Origin of the sequence: Skermanella stibiiresistens SB22 (genome assembly GCF_000576635.1) — a bacterium.
GTDB classification, from domain to species: domain Bacteria; phylum Pseudomonadota; class Alphaproteobacteria; order Azospirillales; family Azospirillaceae; genus Skermanella; species Skermanella stibiiresistens.
Genome location: NZ_AVFL01000001.1, coordinates 364,301 through 381,443 on the forward strand (window position 1 = coordinate 364,301; position 17,143 = coordinate 381,443).

General features: G+C 67.4%; 13 protein-coding genes. 5 read left to right on the plus strand and 8 right to left on the minus strand.

All coding sequences use genetic code 11. The features are described 5' to 3' along the window. Window positions 1–142 precede the first annotated feature (142 nt). Entirely contained in the window at window positions 143–1,750 is a 1,608-nt protein-coding gene (locus N825_RS01600) for a phosphoenolpyruvate carboxykinase (protein ID WP_037446043.1), read from the minus strand. 77 nt (window positions 1,751–1,827) lie between these two features. Beyond that, the gene (locus N825_RS01605; protein WP_037446044.1) at window positions 1,828–2,610 is read right to left on the minus strand and encodes a HugZ family pyridoxamine 5'-phosphate oxidase; all 783 of its coding nucleotides are present in this window, start codon (window positions 2,608–2,610) and stop codon (window positions 1,828–1,830) included. Between the two features lie 145 nt (window positions 2,611–2,755). Here N825_RS01605 and N825_RS01610 point away from each other — a divergent pair, with 145 nt between their 5' ends. The 4 genes from N825_RS01610 to N825_RS01625 all read left to right on the plus strand — a co-directional run bounded on the left by N825_RS01610 (window position 2,756) and on the right by N825_RS01625 (window position 6,559). Next, the gene (locus tag N825_RS01610; RefSeq protein ID WP_037446045.1) at window positions 2,756–3,454 is read left to right on the plus strand and encodes a response regulator transcription factor; all 699 of its coding nucleotides are present in this window, start codon (window positions 2,756–2,758) and stop codon (window positions 3,452–3,454) included. After that, the gene (locus tag N825_RS01615; protein ID WP_084164155.1) at window positions 3,447–5,147 is read left to right on the plus strand and encodes a stimulus-sensing domain-containing protein; all 1,701 of its coding nucleotides are present in this window, start codon (window positions 3,447–3,449) and stop codon (window positions 5,145–5,147) included. Before N825_RS01610 ends, N825_RS01615 begins: the two co-directional genes overlap by 8 nt. Window positions 5,148–5,238: 91 nt before the next feature. Continuing rightward, a complete protein-coding gene (locus tag N825_RS01620; protein ID WP_037446484.1) occupies window positions 5,239–5,658 on the plus strand; it encodes a flagellar basal body rod protein FlgC in 420 nt (139 codons plus the stop codon). Window positions 5,659–5,785: 127 nt separating this feature from the next. Continuing rightward, the gene (locus tag N825_RS01625; protein WP_037446046.1) at window positions 5,786–6,559 is read left to right on the plus strand and encodes a gamma-glutamyl-gamma-aminobutyrate hydrolase family protein; all 774 of its coding nucleotides are present in this window, start codon (window positions 5,786–5,788) and stop codon (window positions 6,557–6,559) included. Window positions 6,560–6,572: 13 nt separating this feature from the next. Here the strand turns inward: N825_RS01625 and N825_RS01630 are convergent, their stop codons facing one another. The 6 genes from N825_RS01630 to N825_RS01655 form a co-directional block, all read right to left on the minus strand. Next, window positions 6,573–7,064: a MarR family winged helix-turn-helix transcriptional regulator gene (locus N825_RS01630; RefSeq protein ID WP_037446047.1), complete on the minus strand. Its 492-nt coding sequence runs from the start codon at window positions 7,062–7,064 to the stop codon at window positions 6,573–6,575. Window positions 7,065–7,481: 417 nt separating this feature from the next. Continuing rightward, window positions 7,482–9,047 carry a methyl-accepting chemotaxis protein gene (locus tag N825_RS01635; RefSeq protein ID WP_037446048.1) on the minus strand — a complete coding sequence of 522 codons (1,566 nt, stop codon included), beginning with the start codon at window positions 9,045–9,047 and terminating at the stop codon, window positions 7,482–7,484. Window positions 9,048–9,226: 179 nt separating this feature from the next. Next, on the minus strand, window positions 9,227–9,817 hold the full coding sequence (locus N825_RS36070) for a histidine phosphatase family protein (protein ID WP_051511390.1): 591 nt from the start codon (window positions 9,815–9,817) through the stop codon (window positions 9,227–9,229). A 22-nt stretch (window positions 9,818–9,839) separates the two neighbouring features. After that, window positions 9,840–13,436 carry an ATP-binding protein gene (locus N825_RS36075; protein WP_051511391.1) on the minus strand — a complete coding sequence of 1,199 codons (3,597 nt, stop codon included), beginning with the start codon at window positions 13,434–13,436 and terminating at the stop codon, window positions 9,840–9,842. Window positions 13,437–13,440: 4 nt separating this feature from the next. Continuing rightward, window positions 13,441–14,583, minus strand: coding sequence for an alpha/beta fold hydrolase (locus N825_RS01650; protein WP_051511392.1), 1,143 nt, complete (start codon window positions 14,581–14,583; stop codon window positions 13,441–13,443). Further along, window positions 14,580–15,818 carry an MFS transporter gene (locus N825_RS01655; protein WP_037446049.1) on the minus strand — a complete coding sequence of 413 codons (1,239 nt, stop codon included), beginning with the start codon at window positions 15,816–15,818 and terminating at the stop codon, window positions 14,580–14,582. The genes N825_RS01650 and N825_RS01655 overlap by 4 nt, the downstream gene beginning before the upstream one ends. Before the next feature lie 304 nt (window positions 15,819–16,122). On the opposite strand from N825_RS01655, the gene N825_RS01660 reads away from it, so the two are divergent. Continuing rightward, a complete protein-coding gene (locus tag N825_RS01660) occupies window positions 16,123–17,076 on the plus strand; it encodes an ABC transporter substrate-binding protein (protein ID WP_037446050.1) in 954 nt (317 codons plus the stop codon). Window positions 17,077–17,143 lie beyond the last annotated feature (67 nt).

Sequence of the window (17,143 nt, forward strand, 5' to 3'; positions counted from 1 at the left end):
GTAGGCGTAGCCGTAGGTCGAGAGCGGATGGGCACCCTGCGCGGCTGGCGACTTTAGTCATAGAGGAAGGCCGGGAAGCGACGCTCCCCGGCCCTGTTCCTTGCCACGATGGTCGGTCGCTCAGCCGGTCACCCGGCTGGGGTCACGCCGCCGCCTTGATGCCGGCGTCGCGGACGCCGGGGGTCACCTCGTCGGCGAACTGCTTGAAGTTGGCTTCGAAGCGCTTGGCGACCTCCTGCGCGGTCTCGTCATAGGCCCGCTTGTCGCTCCAGGTGTTCTTCGGCTGGAGCACGTCCGGCGGAACGTCCGGGCAGGCCTCGGGGACGAACAGGCCGAAGTTGGGGTCGGGCTGGTGCGGCGAGTCGGCCAGGCCGCCTTCCAGCGCCGCGCGAATCAGCGAGCGGGTGTGGCCGATCGACATCCGCTTGCCGGTGCCGTACGCGCCGCCCGTCCAGCCGGTGTTGACCAGCCAGACGTTGGAGCCGTGCTTGGCGATCTTCTCGCCCAGCAGCTTGGCGTACACCGCCGGGTGACGCGGCATGAAGGGGGCGCCGAAGCAGGTCGAGAAGGTCGCCTGCGGCTCCGTGACGCCCTTTTCCGTGCCGGCGACGCGCGCGGTGTAGCCGGACAGGAAATGGTACATCGCCTGATCGGGCGTCAGCTTGCTGATCGGGGGCAGCACGCCGAAGGCATCGGCGGTCAGCATCACGATGTTCTGGGGAATGCCGCCGATGCCGGTGTCGCTGACGTTCGGGATGAAGTCGAGCGGATAGGAGGCGCGGGTGTTCTCGGTGTAGCGCCCGTCGTCCAAGTCGAGCACGCGCGTCTCCGGGTCCATCACGACGTTTTCCAGGATCGTGCCGAACCGCTGGGTGGTCGCGTAGATCTCGGGCTCGGCCTTCTCGCTCAACTTGATGACCTTGGCGTAGCAGCCGCCCTCGAAGTTGAAGACCGAGGTTTCCGACCAGCCGTGCTCGTCGTCGCCGATCAGGGTGCGGCTGCCGTCGGCCGACAGGGTGGTCTTGCCGGTGCCGGACAGGCCGAAGAACACGGCGGTGTCGCCCTTCGGACCGATGTTGGCGGAGCAGTGCATCGGCAGCACGCCCTTGGCCGGCAGCAGGTAGTTCATGACGCTGAAGATGCCCTTCTTGATCTCGCCGGCATAGGAGCTGCCGCCGACCAGGATCAGGCGCTTCGCGAAGTTGCACAGGACGAAGACGTCGGAGCGGGTGCCGTCGCGCTCCGGCACGGCCTTGAAGTCGGGCACCTGGAGGACGGTGAACTCCGGCGCGAAATCCTTCCGGTCCTGGGCGGACGGGCGGATGAACATGTTCTGGGCGAACAGGTTGTGCCAGGCGTGCTGGGTGACGATGCGGACCGGCAGGCGGTATTCCGGATCGGCGCCGGCGTACAGGTCCTGGACGAACACCTCGCGGCCCTGGAGATAGGCCGCGACCCGGCCATGCAGGCGGTCGAACTGCTCCTCGGTGATCGGCTTGTTGACGTTGCCCCACCAGATGTCGCCGCTGGTCGAGCTTTCCTGGACGATGAACTTGTCGTTGGGCGAACGGCCCGTGTGCTGACCGGTGATGGCCACCAGCGGCCCACCCTTGGCGAGAGTCGCCTCGCCCCGGGTCAGCGCCTGCTCATAGAGGGAGGCGACGCTGTAATTCCAATGCGCGGCCTTCAAGCCGGCCAGGCCCAGATAGTCGAGGCCATTGCTGCTGATGGTCGGTCCGAATTGCTTCACGGTGATTCTCTCCACATTATTTTTTCTATCCGGCGGACCGGGTTTACGTTTTGGCCGGTGCGTCTGACCCGTATGGGTCAGCCCGGCGTTTCCCCTCGCCGGTCGCGCGCCCGCTTGACCAGCCTCACGAGTTCCGCCCGAACGCTTTCGGCGTCGAACACGGGACGATCGAAGGCCAACCGGGCCGTCCTCCCCTCCAGACGCAGGTCGCATCCGTCGGGGTCGACGCCGGTCAGCTTCCAGCCGCCCTCGCCCTGCCCAAGCAGCGCGGTCGCGTACAGCGCGACCGCGTCGGCGTGGTCCTCGTTCATATGCTCTACGATATCCGGCTCCCGTAATGCCAGTGTCTCGATATCTGGGAGGCGAAAAAGGAGGTCCTCGCCGGCGATCCAGTGAATGCGGCCGAAACCGGCCACCAGATGCGCCCGCTCCACCGCGATCCGGTAGATGGAGAAGTCGCCGAATCCCGCGTAGAAGGATGCGCTCTCATGCCGCGCCAGGAAACGGACACGATGACGCGGGTCCTCGCTGCGCTCCGCCCGGCCCAGCACCGACACGCGCGGGCCGGTCAGCGGCTCCGCCAATCCCTGGGTCCCGTCGAACAGCAGCCCGACGCGCGGGTCGGCCTTGATGTTGGCCGTGTGGTCGGCCAAGTCCGAGATCAGCAGCAGGGGTGAGCCGTCCAGGTCGAGCGCCGCCAGCACCAGCGAGGGATACGGCCAGCCACCCGCGTCGCGCTGGGCGGTCGACAGGGTCGCGCGGTCGGCCGACCGCATCACGCGGCGCGCCACTTCGGCCGGGGTTGGACCCGGGTTCGGCCCCCGGGCTGGGATGGCGGCATTCCCGGAACTGGTATTCATCGAGGACACCCACCATTTTCCAGGGCTCGAACACCCTTTTTCGCGCCGCAATAGTGCCATATTGGCAAACCACAGTGCGGGAGCGGAAGAGGGATTTTCCGCATCCCGACGGATGCTCCACTTCGAGGTGTAGAGGAGACGCGCGTTGCCGCAAACGATCGCGCTGGTTGACGACGACCGCAACATTCTGACGTCGGTGTCGATCGCGCTGGAAGCCGAGGGCTTCGAGGTCCGAACCTATGCCGACGGCGACGAGGCGTTGCGCGGGATGACCGCCAAGCCGGTCGATCTGGCCGTGCTGGACATCAAGATGCCGCGCATGGACGGCATGGAACTGCTGTCGCGCCTGCGGCAGGTCAGCGGCCTGCCCATCATCTTCCTGACATCCAAGGACGACGAGGTCGACGAGGTGCTGGGACTGCGCATGGGCGCCGACGACTACATCAAGAAGCCGTTCAGCCAGCGCCTGCTGATCGAGCGCATCCGGGCGCTGTTGCGCCGGGAGCAGATGCGGCAGGACAAGACCGGCGGTGAGCCGAGCGCCGTGATCACCCGCGGCGATCTTGTGCTGGACCCGGCGCGCCACGCCTGCACCTGGAAGGGTCAAACGATCGAGCTGACCGTCACCGAGTTCCTGCTGGTCAAGGCGCTGGCGGTGCGTCCCGGACACGTCAAGAGCCGCGACCAACTGATGGACGCCGCCTATGGCGAGCACATCTACGTCGACGACCGCACGATCGACAGCCACATCAAGCGGCTGCGCAAGAAATTCAAGGCGATCGACGACGATTTCGGCCAGATCGAAACCCTGTACGGCGTCGGCTATCGATACCGTGATGCCTGAAGGCGGCTCGGTTTTCCGGTCCCAGCCGAAGGGGCCGGCGCGACCGGCGGTGGATGCAGCCAGCCGGGAGGGGGGGCGTTCCGGCGACGGTCTGACGGTGCGCCGCTTTCGCCGCGCGCTGTCGCCGCTGACGCTCCGGATCCTGGCGGTCAACGTGCTGGCGTTGGCGATCCTGGTGGGAGGGCTGCTCTATCTCGGCCGCTATCAGGACAGGCTGATCGAAAGCGAGTTGGAGGCGCTCAGCACCGAGGCGCGGATCTTCGCCGGCGCCATCGGCGAGGCGGCGATCACGCGGGGCGGCGACGAGACCAACGAGCTGTCGCACGATCTGGCGCGCCAGATGGTCCGGCGGCTGGTCGAGACGACCGACACGCGGACCCGCCTGTTCGATCCGTCCGGCATGCTGGTGGCCGATAGCCGGGTGCTGATCGGCCCCGGCGGCGTCGTCCAGATCGAGGAACTGCCGCCGCCTATTCAAGGAGGACCGATCGCCCGCTTCGCGATCGACCTGTACGACAAGATCGTCAACGCGCTGCCGTCGCGCGACAAGTTCCCGGTGTTCCGCGAGGGCCCCGTCCAGGAGGCCAACCGCTACGCCGACGTCGTCAGGGCGCTGGCCGGGGATATCGGCGCCAGCGTCTGGACCACGCCCGACCACGGCATGATGCTGACGGTGGCGGTCCCCGTGCAGCGGTTCAAGCAGGTGCTGGGAGCGGTCATGCTGTCGCGCGGCGGCGCCCAGATCGACGCGGCGATCCGCTCGGTCCGGCTCGACATCCTCAAGGTGTTCGCGGTGGCGCTGGCGGTCACCGTGCTGCTGTCGTTCTATCTGGCGGGAACGATCGCGCGGCCGATCCGCAAGCTGGCGGTGGCGGCCGACCATGTCCGGCGCGGTCATGGCCGGCATCACGAGATCCCCGACTTCAGCCGCCGCGGCGACGAGATCGGCGACCTGTCGGGCGCGTTGCGCGACATGACGGCGGCGCTGTGGCAGCGGATGGACGCGATCGAGAGTTTCGCGGCCGATGTCGCGCACGAGATCAAGAACCCGCTGACCAGCCTGCGGAGCGCCGTCGAGACCGTCGCCCGGGTGCGCGATCCCGACCAGCAGCGCCGGCTGATGTCGATCATCGAGGATGACATCCACCGGATGGACCGGCTGATCAGCGACATCTCCAACGCGTCCCGGTTGGACGCCGAACTGAGTCGGGCCGAGTCGGAGCCGGTGGATATCGGGCGGATGCTGCGGATGCTGGCGGACATCCACCAGACCACGGCGGCGGAACGTTCGGCTCCCCGCATCAAGCTCGAACTGCCCGCTGGCGGCGACCTGACCGTGCCCGGCCTGGAGAGTCGTCTGGTGCAGGTGTTCCAGAACGTGATGGCCAACGCCGTGTCGTTCTCGCCACCCGATGGGGTCGTCACGGTCAGCGCCGCCGTGACGGGCGACCGGGTCGAGGTGACGGTGGGGGACGACGGTCCCGGTATCCCGGAAACCAAGCTGGACGCGATCTTCGACCGCTTCTACACCGAACGCCCGGCCGGCGAGAAGTTCGGGACCCATTCCGGCCTGGGCCTGAGCATCTCCAAGCAGATCGTCGACGCCCATGGCGGCGAGATCTTCGCGCGCAACCGGAGTGACGGCGACCATGGGCGCGGCGCGGTCTTCACCGTCAGCCTGCCGCGCGCCTGAGGATTTCCGGGCCAGCCTGATCTTGTGGCCCGATCTTGTGGCAAGGTCTGGTTCGGGCGTATCATCGATAAGGTTTGAATTGGTGGCGGCGATGAACGGCACTCTTGGTATCGCATTCTCGGGCTTGGCGGCGGAAACCCGGCGGATCGACGCGAGCGCGTCAAACGTCGCGAACGCGCGCGTCACCGGCGCGCTCCCCGGCAAGGGTGGGGTCACGGAGGGACGGGCGCCCTATGTGCCGGTCGCCGCCACGCAGGGCGATGTCCGGACGGGGGACGGTCAAGGGGCCGGAGTGCGCTCCGGCGTCAAGCCGCTGTCCTCGCCGATCGTCGCCGAATATGACCCGTCGTCGTCCGACGCCAACTCCCAGGGGATGGTGGGGGTGCCGAACGTCGACTACGGCGCCGAGGTGTCCCAGCAGATCCTGGGGTCGCGTGCCTACTCGGCCAACCTGTCGGTTGTCCGGACCACCGACGAGATGACGCGCGACTTGCTGAACATGCGGACGTGACGGACCGGTCATTCCGTTTTGGTTCCTGATTCGGACCCTGTTCGCGTTATGATCCGGTAATGTGCCATTTCCGAGTCGCGTGCGTCGACGGCTCCCATGCAGGACCGTTGTCCCAGGAGAGTTTCCCATGATCGCCAAGACCGGGCCGACCCCGCTCGTCGGCATACCAGCGTGTGTCCGCCGAATGGGCGCGCATCCTTTCCACATCGCCGGCGATAAATATGTCCGCGCCGTCTCCGAGGGTGCCGGCGCGCTGCCCCTGGTGATCCCGGCGCTCGGCGCCTCGCTCGACATCGGCGACCTGCTGGGGCGGCTCGATGGACTGCTGATCACCGGCAGCCCGTCGAACGTGGAGCCGGCGCGCTATGGCGGACCCTCCAGCGTGGCCGGAACCCTGCACGATCCGGAGCGTGACGACACCACCCTGCCGCTGATCCGGGCGGCGGTGTCGGCCGGCGTTCCGCTGCTGGCGATCTGCCGCGGCATCCAGGAATTGAATGTGGCGTTAGGCGGCACGCTGCATCAGCGGGTCCAGGAACTGCCCGGTAAGCTCGACCACCGGGCCGACGATGAACGGCCGGTCGAAGAGCAATACGCCAAGGTCCACCCGGTCAGCCTTACGCCTGGCGGTGTTCTCGCCCGGATCACGGGTGCCGCGGAGATCCGGGTGAACTCGATCCACGCCCAGGCGATCGACCGCGTGGCCGACGGCTTGAGCGTCGAGGCGGTGGCGCCCGACGGGCTGGTCGAGGCGGTCAGCGTCACGGGAGCCGCCAGCTTCGCTCTCGCCATCCAATGGCATCCGGAATGGCGCTTCTGGGAATGCGCCGACAGCTCCGCGATCTTCCGAGCGTTCGGGACGGCGTGCGCCGATCGGGCCGCCAGCCGCGCCGCCCTTTGAGGCGGCCGGACGGTCAGACCGCCTTGGCGACCCGGTTCAGCAGGTCGATCAGGGTCGCCTGCTCCGCCTTGTTCAGGTCCTTCGCCATGGCGCGCTCGTGGGCGCGGACACGGGGAATCAGGTCCTCGATCAGCACGCTGCCAGCGGGGCTCAGTTCGAGCGCGTAGGACCGGCGGTCGTTGGGCGAGGGGGCCCGCACCACCCAGCCGCGGCTTTCCAACCGGTCGATCACCGCGACCATGGTCGAGCGGTCGATGCCGACCGCGTTGCCCAATTCGGACTGGCTCAACCCGTGGTTCTCGCGGATCAGGATCAGGACGCCGAACTGCCCCGGGGTGATGTCATGGGGCGCCACCGCGTTCTGGAAGTTCTGAAAAACGGCGATTTGAGCCTTGCGCAGGTTATAGCCGACCAGTTCCGGCAGCAAACCAAGGGCAAGCTTCGGCTGGCGGTTGTCCCGTGCGCGCGGGCGCTTCAGGACTTGTTCTCTCGCGGTGTCAGGCAAGTTCGCTCCCTCGATTTGGCTATTGGCGCGTCAAGGCGGCGATGCGTCCCCGGATCCCGAACCGAAACCCGACGCCAGCCCTATGATTCGCCCCTGGGTACGGCTGATTGGATATCCCTAAAATATGAGGGTGATCGCGTCCTCGTATCCCACCTTGTACGCGCCTTGCAACCACTACCATGTCGCAGGGGTAAGGCTTGCCAAAAAAGCATGGCAGACAAGCCTATGGCGCATTGGTCGGGAGCCGCCCTTCGGCCACCTTGCTGGTGGAAGTGAGGCCTCTTCCCCTGGAGGCAATCGCCCGGTCCTCGGTCTCCCCTGCCGCATCCGGGCTCCCGCAACGGAGCTTCAGCGCCCGGCCGCCCCCTGGCCGGGCGTCTCCGTCGCGGATTTCCCGACTTCGACGATCAGTCGTTATCAGCCCGCCTTGAGCCGGTCGACGAAGTGGTCGACCTGTGTCTGGACCCCGTGGAAACCGCTTTCCAGGCTGCGGATGCCGTCATGGAGCACCTTGGCCGCCTGACCGTTCCGCTGGGCGGACTGTGCCACCCCTTCCATGTGGTTGCGCAACCGCTGGGTGCCTCCCGCGGCCTGCTGCACCGCACGGCTGATTTCCTCGGTCGCGGCGTTCTGCTCCTCGACGGCGCCGGCGATCGAGGCGCTGATCTCGCTGATGCTGACGATCACCCCGGCGATGCCGTCGATCTCCCGCGCGGCGTGACCGGTCGACGCCTGGATCGCCCCGACCAGCTTGGATATCTCGTCCGTCGCCTTGGCGGTCTGGCCGGCCAGATTCTTGACCTCGGTGGCGACGACGGCGAAGCCCTTGCCGGCCTCGCCCGCCCGCGCCGCCTCGATCGTGGCGTTGAGCGCCAGCAGGTTCGTCCGTCCGGCAATATCTGAAATCAGAGTCAGCACGTTGCCGATCTGGTTGGCGTCCTCCACCAGCCTCCGCATCCGTTCGACGGTGCCCGTGACGCGCTCGTTGGCGCCGCCCGAGACGTTGTTCGAGGCGTGGGCCTGCGACGAGATCTCGCTGATCGACGCCGCCAACTCCTCGACCGCGGCGGCCACCGTCTCCACGTTGGCCGTGACCTCCGTCGCGGCGGAGGCCGCCTCCCGGCTCAAGCCGGCGTTGTCCCCGGCGCTGGCGGCGACATCGCCGACCGAGGCGCTCATCTCGCCCGCCGTCTTGTTGACCCGCGCCAACAGTTGCCCGACATCGGCGTCGAAGCTTTCCGCGACCGAAGCCAGAGCCCGCCGGCGTTCGACCTCCGCCTCGGCGCGCAACCGGACCTGATCCGCCTCCAGGCGGGCCTTCTCGATCGCGTTCTCCCGGAAGGTCACGACGGCGGCCGCCATCCGGCCCATCTCGTCGCGGCGTGATGTCGCGGGCACTTCGACCTCGGTATGTCCCGAAGCCAGCCGTGTCATGACCGAGGTCATCTCCACGATCGGCAGGGTCACTCCGCGCACGATCAGCACCAGGACGCCGCATACCACGATCAGCGCCATGGCGCAGACGGCGGCGATGATCAGCGTTTGGTTCCGGATATCGTCGTAGATCCGCTGCTGGGACAGCCTGACCTCGACCGAGCCGATCGTCTCCTCGCGGTCGCCAGAGCCGCGGACGATGTTGGCGCGCTGGACGATGTTGTCACCGGCTTCGCCATCCGTGACGCCATGGCTGGCGAAGACCCGTCCGTCCTTGTCCGAGATCGTGCTGCCGACATAGTCGGGATCCGACTCGAGAGCCGCGAGTGTGGCCTCCGCGGCGCCGACATCCATGTTCCACACGGCCTCGCCGGCTCCGCCAACCAGGACCTTGGTCACCATCTGGGCCCGTTCGGAAAGGGCGCCATGCGCCTTGGTCATGTTCATGAAGGCGACGCCCACCATGGTGCCGAGCGCGATCACCGTCAGCAGTATGATGATCGGCACGATCACCTTGACCGTCAAACTGCGATTGTAGAAGCCCAGCATTCCATCAATCCTTTTGCTCGCCGGACGCGCTGCGGCGGCCTGTGACGTCTCCTGGGAGAACATAAACATGAAACTGCGAATGAAATTTTAATATAACAAATTGAATGTTTCAATTATTAGACGGTCCGTGTAACGCATGGCTCAGCCTCATTTCCGCCGCGCCTCGCCGCTGGATTCCATCAGATTCCAAGCAGATCACGCCAGCCTTCGGCCGGAGGGCCGAGGCGCATGACCTCCGCGTTGCGCGCCGGGCCGCGCTGATCCGCCGCAAGGGCCAGCGACAGGACGCGCGCCACGCCCTTGCTGCCGACCAGCAACGGCAGTGCGTGTCCCCATTCCAGGATTTCGGCCAGGGTCAGGCCGATGCGCCGACGGAACTCCGGTTCGTCCTCGCCGCCGGGCGGCCGCTCGCCGGCGTCCAGCATCGGCTGGGTCGCCCCGATATCCATTCCATTCCAGTCGCCCAGCCGGCGCTCGATCAAGCCGTCGTGGAAGGCGATCGGGCAAGCCAGGCCGGCGGCGTCCCGGACGATCTCGGCGGTGCGCCTCGCGCGGATGAGTGGACTGGCGATGATCGTGTCGATCGATACGCCGGATGCGCGCAGCGACAAGCCGGCCTCGAGGGCCTGGGCCTCGCCCAGCTCCGTGAGCGGGATGTCGACATCGCCGCCGCAACGCACCTTGCGCCGGTTGTATTCGGTCTCCCCGTGCCGCATGAACAGCAGGACGCCCGCGGCGGTGGTGGTCTCTTCGGCGCCGTGATCGGCCATCCGGTGTCTCCTTCGCTGGAAATCAGAAGCGTTCGATGAAATCGGCGACTCGGTTCCATTCGGCGTCGAGCCGCGAGCCCGCCGCCGCGATGGCCGCCCTGTCGTCGGCCGCTCCGGCACTCTCCAGGTCCTGGCAAACTCCCGCCAGCGTCGCGGCGCCGACCATGCCGGAGGCGCCCTTCAGCTTATGGGCGTGCCGCTTGACCACATCGGCCGGCTGGCCCGACGCGATCGCCGCCGCCAGCTCGTCATGGACCGGGGCGCTGGCCTGGAGGTATCGCTTGAGCAGGCCGCCGATCGCCTCGAGATCGTCGCCCAGCAGTTCACGGAAGCCGCGCGTGTCGATCGGCGGTTCCTCCGGGGTTCCGGCCGGCGGCTCCGTCGCCGCGTCGGCCGGCGAACCATGGGCGTCACCCCCGGCTTTCCCGACCCCATCGGCGATTCCGCCGGCGCCACCCCCGCCGTCCTCCTCCCTGGGTTCCGCCTCCGGCAGCCAGCGGGCGAGCGCGCGGCCCAGCCGGGCGGTCTCGACCGGCTTGGTCAGGCAGTCGTCCATGCCGCCGGAGATGCAGCGCTCCACGTCGCCGGCGTGGGCGTTGGCGGTGATGCCGACGATCGGCAGGCGGCGGCGGAAGGCTCCGGCCTCCGTCGCCTCCTGGGCGCGGATCGCCATGGTCAGCTGCAATCCGTCCAGCACCGGCATGTCGCAGTCGGTCAGCAACAGAACGTACTCCCGCCGTCCCATCGCCATCAGGGCCTCCGCACCGTCGTTGACCGCGTCGGCCTCGCAGCCGAGTTGGGCCAACTGGAGCACGATCACCTCGCGGTTGATCGGGTGGTCGTCGGCGACCAGGATCGGACCGCCCGGATCCAGCAGCACCGGATGGTCGAGCATCCCCGCGTCGGGCTGGTCGCCGCCGTTCTCGTCCAGCCGGCCGGCCGCGATCGCGACCATCCGGTTGAGCCCGCCGCGCCGGAACGGACGGGCGTCGACCGCCAGCTTGACGCGCGGCACCGCCGGGAAGGGGAACGCCGCGGGCGCCACGGAAGCGTCGAGCAAGGCGACGGTCGGCTGGCCGGCGTGGAACTTGGCGATGCCCTGGAAAGGGGCCGGGGAATGCGGCTTGGCGCGCATCCAGGCGGTGGCGCCCGCCGCGTCGCCGAACCCGGCGACGACGGCACCGTCAGCTTCCAGGTAGCGGGTCACGACCTCGCGCTCGTCCTCCTCGGGCACGACCAGCGCCACGGTGATCCCCGTGAGGTCGACCAAGCCCATGGAGTGTTCGGTCCAGGCCCCCTCGACCACCGGCAGCGACAACTCGACCCGGAAGCTGCTGCCCCTGCCGGACACGCTGTCCACCCCGATGCCGCCGCCCATCAGCTGGGCCAGGAGGCGGCAGATCGACAGCCCCAGTCCGGTGCCGCCGAACCGACGCGTGGTCGAGCTTTCCGCCTGGGTGAACGGCTGGAACAGCCGCGCGGCCTGTTCATCGGTCAAGCCGATGCCGGTGTCGATCACGCGCACGCGGATTTCGGCGCGGCCGTCGCGGATCGCGATCAGGTCGATCCTCAGGGTGACCGAGCCGGTGGCGGTGAATTTGATGGCGTTGCCGACCAGATTGAACAGGATCTGGCGCAGCCGCATGGGATCGCCGATCAGCCAGCGGGGGATGGCCGGATCGATGAAGGTGACGATCCGCAATCCCTTTTGCCAAGCCGCCGGGGTCAGGGTGGCGGCGACTCCCTCGACCGTGTCGGTCAGCGTCATCGGCACCTGCTCCAGGTCCAGGCGTCCGGCCTCGACCTTGGAGAAGTCCAGGATGTCGTCGATGATGCTCAGCAGCGACACGCCGCTCTCGCGGATCACCGCGACGGAGCGCCGCTGGTCGCTGTCCAGCTTGCTGCGGCTGAGGATGTCGAGCATGCCCAGCACGCCGTTCATCGGCGTGCGGATCTCGTGGCTCATGGTGGCGAGGAAGGTCGACTTGGCGCGGGTCGCGGCCTCGGCCTCCTCCTTCGCCTGACGCAGGTCGTCCTCGGCCTCCTTCAGGCCGGTGATCTCGAACAGCCACACGACGATGACGCCGCGACCGTCCAGCACCGACGGCTCCCACGACATGATGGTCCAGCGGATCTCGCCATCCGACCGCCGGAACGCCGTCTCGACGCCCCGCACGCAGGCGGCGGCGTCGAAGATCTCCAGGCATTCGCCGTGCCGTTCCGGATCCAGGTACAATCCCGCGAAGTCGGTCGTCAACAGGGCGTCGCGCGAGCGGCCGAACAGGGCGCACAGGCTGGGATTGGAGAAGTGGATGCGGCCCTGGCGATCGATGATGCAGACGCCGACGGGACTGGTCTCCAGCAGGTGCAGCAGGCGCAGCTCGCTGTCGTGCAGCGCCTGCACGGCCTGCTTGCGTTCGCGCCCGACGGTGACCAGCGCCACGAAGTTGATCGCGGCTTCGACGAAGTTGACCTCGTCGTCGGCCCAGGTGCGCGGCTTGCCGCGGTGCTCGCAGCGCACCACGCCGACTTGCCGCTGCTCGACCTGGACGCAGACATGCATCAGCGAGGTGACGCCCGAGGGGTGCAGCACCGGGTCCAGCAACTCCGCGACGCGGATGTCGGATTCGACGTCGGCCACGACCAGCGAGCGGTCGCGCATCAGCGCCGTGCGGTAGAGCGGATAGTCGTTCAGCGGCAGCGTGCCGGCGCCCGTCTCGTCGCCCGCCGCCGCCCGGCACGCGTGGTGTTGGGCCACCTTGGTGAGGGCTGGACCGTCGGGCGTCTCGTCCATCATCCAGATGCCGACGCTGTCGATCCGCAGCGTCATGGCGATGACGCCCGTGATGTTGGTCATCGCGCGGTCGAAGTCGGACAGCCGCATCGCGTCCAGTTTGGCGATCTCCTGCAGCGCCGTGGTCTGGCGCAGCAGGCGGATGCGGTTGTCGCGCAGATGCTGCTCGGTCCGCTCGCGCACCTGGATGTCCAGGACCAGCCGTTCCTCGGTCCGCCGCAGGTCGTCCAGCGTGCTTTCCAGGCGCCCGGCATAGGCTTGGACGTTCTCCAGCAGGCCCCGGTTCTGGGTCGTCGCGATATCGTAGAAGCGGGCCAGCTGGAGCAGGATCACCTGCATGTCGAGCACGCAGTGCCGACCGTCCGGAAAGGCCACGACGACCGGCTCGTAGGCTTGGCCCGCCGGGCGCAGCAGCGCGATCTGGGCCGCCATCTCCAGCCGGTCGTTGCTGTCCATGCGCAACGTCTGGATCCGCTCGGTGCTGACCAGCTGCGAGATCGGGCGGCCCGCGTAGAACTCGCGGCCCAGCGGCCGCGCCAGGCATTCGGTGAACCGGCCGCGCGGCACCATGCCGGCGTGGCGTCCGCCGCGGCTGAGCAGGATGCCGGGCAGGGTGGTGTGGGCGGCGAACAGCTCCTCGATCCGCTCGACCGGAGTATCGCTCTCGACCGTCAGGTCGTGGCCGGGCAGGTTGCCCAGCACCGAGTCGATCTTGAGCCGCAGCCCCTCGACGCCGGAGACCTCGCCCTGGCCGCCGGAATCCAGGGCGGCCGGCCGCTCGGCGTCGGCCCGCGCGGTCTGGTAGGGGGCCGCCCGCGCTCCCACGTGGTCAGGCTCCGGGCGCCGGTGGGGGAGGCGGCGGTGGAGGCGGCGGTGGCGCCGCGCCGAACAGGTGGCGCGGCGTCGAAGGAGGGTTCAGGCAGGTGAAGTGCGCGTCCGGTCCCCGTCCCAGCAGCCATTCGCGCAGGAAGTGGATCTGGTTGGCATCGCTCAGCGACGGCGTGTGCCCGGTGTTGGGGACGAACACCGCCGTCACGTCCGGCTTGGTGATCATCTCCTCCACCGTCTCGGGCAGCAGCGCGTCGGACACCATGCCCCGCAGCACCAGGATGGGCAGCGACAGCTTGTCCCAATCCTCCCGCTGGTCCAGGCTGACCTGCGCGTCCTCGGCGTAGGCCTGCAAGGCGCGGGGGTCGTGGCGGTAGATCCGGCCGCCGTGGCCGTCGGACCATTGGGTCTGGAAATAGGTGTTGTGCAGCAATTCGTCCTCGGTCACCGGCCCCTCGTTCTTGGCCGACGCGCCGAGCCGCCGGTACAGGTCGGCCGGGCGCTTGAAGGCGTAGTGGCGGGCGACCGCCTCGGCCCGGCGCCGGCGCCGTTCGGCCGGCATGTGGAAGCCGATGTCGTTGAGCACCAGTCTCTCGACCATTTCGGGATGGCGCGCTGCCAAGGCCATCGCGACGCTGCCGCCCAGCGAGGAGCCGATGATGCTGGCGCGTGAACAGTCCAAATGGTCGAGCAGCTGGATCATCGACTCGACGTTCGTCTCCAGCGTGTAGTCGCCCTGGGTCGGCATCCAGCCGCTCATGCCGCGCCCGACCCAGTCCAGGCAGACGACATGGAAGTGACGGGAAAGGTCCAGCGCCAGATAATCCATGCGCCGGGCCGTGTTGGCGATGCCGCCCACGCAGATCACCAGCGGACCGTCCGGATCGCCCCAGTCGGTGTAGGCGACTCGGATCGGCGTGTCCTTGACCTGATGCGCCGGCCAATGGCCCTGCAGTCGCTTGGGGTGGATGTAGTTGAAGTAGCATAGGTCGAACTTGCCCTCGAACGGAGCCGCCGTGCGGAGGGCCAGCAACTCGTATTCCTCCCATGTCATGGCGTCGCCCCATGACATGAGGGAGGAGCCGGTGTCCGAGCCGGAACCGCTGGGAATGACCGCGAGAGGATCGTCGATACCGGAAATCATGCGACCGTCTCCTGTTCTGGCGCCACCTGGGCGCCGCGCTCGTCGGGGTCTGGTGGTGGATGGAGGGCTCCCGCGATGGCGAAGGCGGCGAGCAGCGCGAATACGGAAATCGCCGCCATGGCGCCCAGCACCACCATCGTCCCCTCATAGCCGTGATCGCCCATCAGCCAAGCCGCCACCAGCGGACCGGCGAACAGGCCGACCCGCTCGCACACCCGGTAGATGCCGAGCACCGGCGTGGCGCCGAAACGGTCCATCTCCGATCGGGCGACTTGGAACAGCACCGTCACCTGTGGCGACATGCCCATCGCCTGCGACATCCCCAGCAGGGCCACGGCGGCGATCGCGCCCCAGATGCCCGGCGGCCCGATCGGGATCACAAGCATGGCGGCGGCCGACGCCGCCAATCCCAGAACGGTGAACAGCAGGGGCCTGCCCATGCGGTCGATCAGGCGTGACCATGCCAGCGTCGTCGTCGCCAGGATCAAGGAGTAGATCATGACGACCCGGGCGGTTTCCGCCGGGCTCAGACCGGCGTCATGCAGGTGGAGCGGCACCAGGAAATAGAGGAATCCCGCGATCAGCAGACGCGACGGAACGGCGGCCAGCACCGCCAGCGCCAGGAAAGCCGGGTTTCGCAGCAAAACAAGGGGCTGAAACGGCTGCCGGGCCTTGGTTTCGCGATGGGCGCTCACGAACGTGGCGAGAACGACGGCGCAGCCGCTGACCGCCGCCGCCGCCAGGAAAGTTCCGGAGTATCCAATCAAACCGGCGATCTCACTCCCCGCGAAGGTCCCGCAGATGGTTCCGGCGAAAAAGGCGCTCAGGTAATTGCCCGAAGCCTGGGTTCTCGCCTTGGGACCCATCGTTCGCAGGATGCGGTCCTGGACCAGCATCATCGCGACGCCATAGCCGAAGCCGCCCATGGCGCGCCAGAGGATCAGTCCTTCGATGGTGCCGGCGATTCCCGCCATGGCGAGCGCCGCGCTCGACATCAGCATGGCGCCCAACAGCAGCGTTCTATGATCCCGCCCCCGTTCCCAGAAACCCGCCGTCAACTGCGCCGCCGCGACCATCAACCAGAAGGCCGAAATGGGGGCGCCGCTCGCGAAACCTTGCGATATCCCGGAGATGATCATGGGCGATGCCGCCGACAGGCCGCGCGCGTGGACCGGCAGGAAGGCGCTGGAAAAGGCGTCCGCGGCGATGAAGAGGAAGAACGCCGCGCGTATCATGCGGAGTTCATGGTTTCTTCTTCCAGCCGGGGAGACTCGATCCATCCGCGTATCGGAATCAGCATTCGCAGGTGGAGGATTTTCGGTCGTGTCGCTCGAAGAATTGGACGGATGCATGAGTTGCACAACCAAGAAGGACTTCTATCGCGCAAAATTCTAAGTTAAATTTAGAATATAATTTTATAACTTACAACCTTTTTTTCGAGAAGAGCATTTTTGAATTGCTCCATAATAGCAACACAGTTACAGTCGATGCGACTTATGGTAAAAGTAAATACAACTATATGATGTTGGAGGTTGCGTTATGAAGGCGAGACTCCTGTTTGCCGCCCTCTTGGCCGCGGCTGTCGCCCTGCCTCTCTCCGTCGCTCCCGCGGCGGCTCAGGACAAGAATGTGCTGCTTGTATTGTGGAAGGGCATCACCGACTCCGAGAAGGCGTTCCAGGCCAAGCTCGCAGAGTTGGGTATCAAGGCGACCTACCGCGAGATCAACGCCAACCAGGACCGCGGCACGCTCGCGGCGGGCATGCAGGGTCTCGAAGCGGATATCGCGGGCAAATCCTTCGACGTAGCCTATTCCTATGGGACCGTCGCCACCCAGGTCGCCACCGGCGTGATCCGCGACCGCATCCCGGTCGTCTTCGACATCGTGTTCGATCCGGTCGGGGCCAAGCTGGTCAAATCGCTGAAGGAGCCCGGCGGCTCGATCACCGGCGTGACCAACGGCGTGCCGATGGCCGATCAGTTCGACGCCTTCACCAAGCTGAAGCCGATCCGCACCCTGCTCGTCCTGTTCAACTCGCGCGAGCCGAACTCCAACCTGATCGAGAACGAAGTGCGGTCCTGGGCCGAGAAGCACGGCGTCAACGTCACCTCGCGGCGCGTCACCCCCGGCAACACCTCCCTCCAGGACGTGCTGGCGGAGATCACTTCGGGCAAGGTCAAGGTCGATGCCGTCTATGCCGGTGCCGACAACTTCCTCGCCTCCGTCGCGGGTGAGATCCAGACCGCGGTCGGTGCCACCGTTCCGCTGTTCGGCGGTACCCAGACCTTTGTCAAGGCTGGCTGGCTGGCGGCTTACACCCCGGCGGTCGCCGACATGGGCATCGCGTCCGCGGAACTGGTCGCCAAGGTGCTGCAAGGCGGCAACGCCGGCAGCCTGCCCGTCGTGCTGCCAACTCCGAAGTTCTTCATCTCCAAGGCGGCCGCCGGCAAGCATGGCGTGACGGCTCCGGCCGACGCCGTCCTGGAGAACTGACCGCCTCTCGGGCATGTCATCGGGCCAGCCGGCGTCGAAACGCCGGCTGGCCCTTTGGCTAGCCGGA

Coding starts and splice junctions, on each gene's coding strand:
- N825_RS01605 (WP_037446044.1), bottom strand. CDS start 2,610: ATGAATACCAGTTCCGGGAATGCCGCCATCCCAGCCCGGGGGCCGAAC.
- N825_RS01615 (WP_084164155.1), top strand. CDS start 3,447: ATGCCTGAAGGCGGCTCGGTTTTCCGGTCCCAGCCGAAGGGGCCGGCG.
- N825_RS01620 (WP_037446484.1), top strand. CDS start 5,239: ATGAACGGCACTCTTGGTATCGCATTCTCGGGCTTGGCGGCGGAAACC.
- N825_RS01625 (WP_037446046.1), top strand. CDS start 5,786: ATGATCGCCAAGACCGGGCCGACCCCGCTCGTCGGCATACCAGCGTGT.
- N825_RS01635 (WP_037446048.1), bottom strand. CDS start 9,047: ATGCTGGGCTTCTACAATCGCAGTTTGACGGTCAAGGTGATCGTGCCG.
- N825_RS36070 (WP_051511390.1), bottom strand. CDS start 9,817: ATGGCCGATCACGGCGCCGAAGAGACCACCACCGCCGCGGGCGTCCTG.
- N825_RS01650 (WP_051511392.1), bottom strand. CDS start 14,583: ATGATTTCCGGTATCGACGATCCTCTCGCGGTCATTCCCAGCGGTTCC.
- N825_RS01655 (WP_037446049.1), bottom strand. CDS start 15,818: ATGATACGCGCGGCGTTCTTCCTCTTCATCGCCGCGGACGCCTTTTCC.
- N825_RS01660 (WP_037446050.1), top strand. CDS start 16,123: ATGAAGGCGAGACTCCTGTTTGCCGCCCTCTTGGCCGCGGCTGTCGCC.